Origin of the sequence: Gordonia sp. (in: high G+C Gram-positive bacteria), from assembly GCF_049299075.1 — a bacterium.
Classification (GTDB): Bacteria; Actinomycetota; Actinomycetes; order Mycobacteriales; family Mycobacteriaceae; genus Gordonia.
Map to the genome: position 1 here is coordinate 1 of NZ_JBAQWU010000294.1, position 4,376 is coordinate 4,376.

Annotated in this window: 4 protein-coding genes; 3 read left to right on the forward strand and 1 reads right to left on the reverse strand. The window is 67.0% G+C overall.

The window, feature by feature from the left end; genetic code table 11:
* Together WAW85_RS08965 and WAW85_RS08970 are read left to right on the forward strand one after the other, a co-directional pair.
* Positions 1–572 (forward strand): C40 family peptidase (locus tag WAW85_RS08965; RefSeq protein ID WP_422559268.1); only part of this gene is annotated, 572 nt, incomplete at its 5' end.
* Positions 573–638: 66 nt separating this feature from the next.
* Positions 639–1,901, forward strand: a complete 1,263-nt coding sequence (locus WAW85_RS08970) for a primosomal protein (RefSeq protein ID WP_422559269.1) — start codon at positions 639–641, stop codon at positions 1,899–1,901.
* Positions 1,902–1,943: 42 nt separating this feature from the next.
* Here the strand turns inward: WAW85_RS08970 and WAW85_RS08975 are convergent, their stop codons facing one another.
* A complete protein-coding gene (locus tag WAW85_RS08975; protein WP_422559270.1) occupies positions 1,944–3,056 on the reverse strand; it encodes an adenosine deaminase in 1,113 nt (370 codons plus the stop codon).
* A gap of 66 nt (positions 3,057–3,122) precedes the next feature.
* Here WAW85_RS08975 and WAW85_RS08980 point away from each other — a divergent pair, with 66 nt between their 5' ends.
* A complete protein-coding gene (locus WAW85_RS08980) occupies positions 3,123–4,157 on the forward strand; it encodes a hypothetical protein (RefSeq protein ID WP_422559271.1) in 1,035 nt (344 codons plus the stop codon).
* Positions 4,158–4,376: the final 219 nt, after the last annotated feature.

A 4,376-nucleotide genomic window follows, 5' to 3' on the forward strand; every position in this document is an offset into this window, starting at 1 on the left:
CGCCCACCCTCACCGCCGCCGCCCTCCCGGTGTTGATCGGACTGGCCGCGCAATACGTGGCCCAGGGGCTGACGGTGATCACCCGGACCCAGTCCGAGTTGGTCGCCGATGCGCAGGCAGTGGGCCGCCACGCCGCGCCCGACGAGGCCGTCGTACCGGGCAGCTACTCCGCCGCCCCCGGCTCGGTCCCGATCACGCTGCCGGACGGATCGGTGGCCTACGCGCCGAATCCCCGGGCCGCTGCGGCAGTGCGCGCCGCCCTCAGCCAACGCGGCGTCCCCTATGAGTGGGGCGGCACCACCCCCGCCGGGTTCGACTGCAGCGGTTTCACCCAGTGGGCCTACCGGCAGGCCGGCCTGGAACTGCCTCGACTGGCCCAGGATCAGGACACCGCCGGATTCCAGGTCACCCAGTCCCAACTGCAGCCTGGCGACTTAGCGGTGTGGAGCGGCCACGTCGCGATGTACATCGGCCACGGCCAACTCGTGGAGGCTGGTGATCCAGTGCAGGTCAGCGGCCTACGCACCACCAACCTCAATCAGACCTTCGAGGGGTTCTATCGCCCTCGGTAATCCGGGCACCGGCTACCGCCGACCCGACCTGCGCCGAATCTTCTGCCTGCCGGTACGCTCTAGCGCATGGCTGGAGACATCGTCCCCATCGAGCTCGGGCTCACTGATGGCAATCTGTTCACCCTTTGGGCCCCACGCTGGCGTGAGGGCGACGACGAGTGGGAGGCCTTCCTGGGTCTCGACGAGGATCTATACGGGTTCGACTCGGTCGCCGCACTGGCCGCCTTCGTGCGCACCGACGACGACAACGACCTCGCCGATCACCCACAGTGGGAGACGGTCCAGGCGCTGTCCGCCGAGGAACTGATCCCCGAAGACAAACACAGCTACGACCTCATCGGCGTCCCCGAGCTTGCCGCCGAAGACCCAAGCGGCGAAGTGGTCGCCGAGCTCGAAGACTCGCTGGAGATCACCCGTATCCTCGGCGAGGTCTGCGAGCTGACCCCAATCACCAAGTTCTTCACCGCCAACCCGATCCTGTCTGCGGTCACCGTCGGCACCGAAAACTTCCGCGGCCGCGACGGCCTCGATCTCTGGGTGCGTATCGGCCGCCTGATCGCGAAGCACTGGGACGACGTCATCGACGCCCTCGACGAGGTGGTCGCCACGCCGACGGTCGACGCCGCCGCCTTGACCATCGCCGTCGCCGAGCTCGATGCGGCCGCGTCCGCCGAGGACGAGGACGAGCCGGAGTTTGATCCGGTCGACCCGCTCGATGACGACGCCGAGGATACTGACGAGGATGCGGACGACGACGAGGACGACGTCGTCGAAGGGTTCTGGGGTGAGGTCGGTATCGATCCGATCCGGATCTTCACCGACGCCGGTGAGTTCCTGACGCTGCGCTGCTACGTCGGCGACGACGCCACGCCGATCTTCCTCGGCGCCAAGGGCACCATCTACGGTTTCGCGTCCGAGCGCCAGCTGACCCGCTACCTCGCCGAACACAACGACCATGCACTCGCGCGCGTCTCCACCTACAGCGACGTGCAGACAATGGCCAATGCTGGTGAGCTCACCTACGACGTCCTCCCGGAGAATGTGTACGCCCTCCCCGGCCTCGACGAGGACATCCTCGATGGTCCGCGTCAGGTCGACGGCAAGCAGCTCGACCTCGCTGTCGAATTGCTCAGCGACGCAGCCGATTTCGCGGGCGTCGACAGTGTCAACGAGGCCTTGGGCACCACCACCCCGCTGGGTTGGTTCGTCGACTACACAGTGAATCCCAACCCCAACCGGCTCGCTCCCTCCGGCCCGTTCGACAACGAGTCCGAGGCCTGGCGCGCCCTGGTCAACGACTTCGAAGAGCGGCTGGTCCGCCGCGGCTGACCCCCGCTCCCTGAGCCCGTTGAAGGCCGAAGGGTCGAAGGATCAGCCCCGCAGCACCGCGAACCCGGGCTTGATCACCTCGTCGATCAACTCCAGCCGCTGAGGGAAGTGCAGGAACGACGATTTCATCGCGTTCACCGTGAACCGTTCGAAGTCCGCCCAGCCGTAGCCGAAGGCTTCGTGCAGCAGCATGAACTCGCGGCTCATCGTGGTACCTGACATCAGCCGGTTGTCGGTGTTCACCGTGACCCGAAACCGAAGGCGCGCAAGCACATTGAACGGATGCTCGGCGATCGAGGCGACTGCTCCGGTCTGCACGTTGCTGCTCGGGCACAGCTCCAGCGGAATCCGCTTGTCGCGCACATAGTTCGCGATGGCCCCGAGTTTGGCGCCCGGATACGAGTCCTGATCGGGCGAGCTTCCCGGCGGCAGCACGATGTCGTCGATCACGCGCACGCCGTGACCGAGGCGGTCGGTGCCGCAGAACGACACCGCCTCATGGATCGACGGCAGCCCGAACGCTTCGCCGGCGTGAATGGTGAAGTGGGAGTTCTTCTCCCTCATGTAATCGAACGCCGCCTGGTGCCTCGTCGGCGGATTGCCCGCCTCGGCACCGGCGATGTCAAAGCCGACGACGCCACGATCGCCGAACGCCACGGCGAGTTCGGCGATCTCCATCGACCGCGCCGCGTGCCGCATCGCGGTCACCAGGGTCCGTACCACGATCGGGTGTCCGGTTTCTCGCGCGATCAGCTCGCCTTCGGCGAACCCGCGCAACACTGCCTCGACCACTTCTTCCAGGCTCAGCCCCCGATTGGTGTGCAGTTCCGGCGCGAACCGGACCTCGGCGTACACCACGCCGTCGCGGGCCAGGTCTTCGGCACATTCGCGGGCCACCCGAGTGAGCGCCTCCGCCGTCTGCATGACCGCCACCGTGTGCGCGAACGTCTCCAGATACCGCTCCAGCGACCCGGAGTCAGCGGCAGTGGCAAACCAGTTCGCCAGCTCTGCGGCGGTACCCACCGGCAGACCGTCGTATCCGTGTGCACGCGCCAGGTCCAGAACGGTGCCCGGCCGCAGCCCGCCGTCCAAATGGTCGTGCAGGAGCGCCTTGGGCGCACGCCGACAGTCGTCCAGGGTGAACTTCTCGGTCATGGCCCCACGGTAGCCACGCCCACCAAGCCCTGCCCGGCGCACAACCAGACCGGGCATGATGGACACGTGCCCGACAACGACGATTCGCGCCCCGTTCCCCCCGACGATGCCGACCACTCTCCCGGAGAGCAGCCCGCTGGCCATCCGAACCCAGCACCGCAAGCCCCAGCACCGCAAGGCCCAGCGCCGCAGAATCCTGGCCTGCAGAATCCTGGCCTGCACCCTGACGACCAAGCGTGGGCCAACCAGTTCGGCGCCGGCCAGTACGCTCCCGGCCAACCGCTGCCCGGACAGGGCTATGGCGCTAGCGCGTACAGCCCAAATCCGTTCGGCCCGAATCCGTTCGGCGCGGCCCCGCCCGCCGCTCCGCTGGCGCCGGTGTCACCGACTCCGAACCTTAGTTCAGCGTTCGCCTGGGCGTGGGACCGGTTCAGGACCAATGCCAGCGTCCTCATCGGTGCCGCCGTCATCTGGGCCATCGTCATCATTGCGGCTGCGCTGATAGTCGGCCTCGTGCTCGGACTTCTGATGGTCGCCCTCATTGACGGCGCCGCGACCGCCGATCCCGCAGGCTGGGCGCCCACCGGCCCGTCCGCGATCGCCATGATCGTCGTACTTACCGGCTTCATGGCGGTGATCATGGCGTATGCGCTTTCCTGCTGGCTCACCGGGCTGATCGCGATCGCCGATGGCCGGTCTGCCGAGTTCGGCGACTTTTTCCGGATGACCGCCTTCGGCCCGATCCTGGCTATCACGCTGATAATCGCGGTGGTCTCCGGTGCCGCTGAATTGGTCTTCAACAACTACCTCGGACTGAGCTGGGTCTCGACCATCGTCTCGATGGCGATCAGCCTGCTGACCATGTGGATGGTGTATTTCGCCGCCGATGTCCGCGAACCTGCCGGGTCGGCGATCAGCACTGGCTTTAACCTGGCTACCGCGCAGATCGGTCCCACCGTCGTAGTCTTCGCCATGACGGTCCTGCTCGGTGTGCTCGGCCTACTCGCGCTCGTCGTCGGTCTGCTGATCACCATCCCGCTGTCGGGTCTGCTGACGCTCTACTATTTCCGCTCCCTCACTGGCCGCCCGATCGCGGCCTAGGTCCGCTAGTTAACGCCGCCGTCAGGTGCCGAAATCTGACACCTGACGGCGGCGTTTACTTCCCGGAGGGTGAGCCCGGGGCGGCTAAGCAGAGATCCGGTCCAGCACCCGACTCGAGGCGGGACCGGTTGGGGCCCGGCTGATCGTGACGGCCCCGGACAATCGCGCGAGCGCGCCAGCCAGTCGCGCCGGATCGTCGGTGTGCAGGGTGAGCAGCGG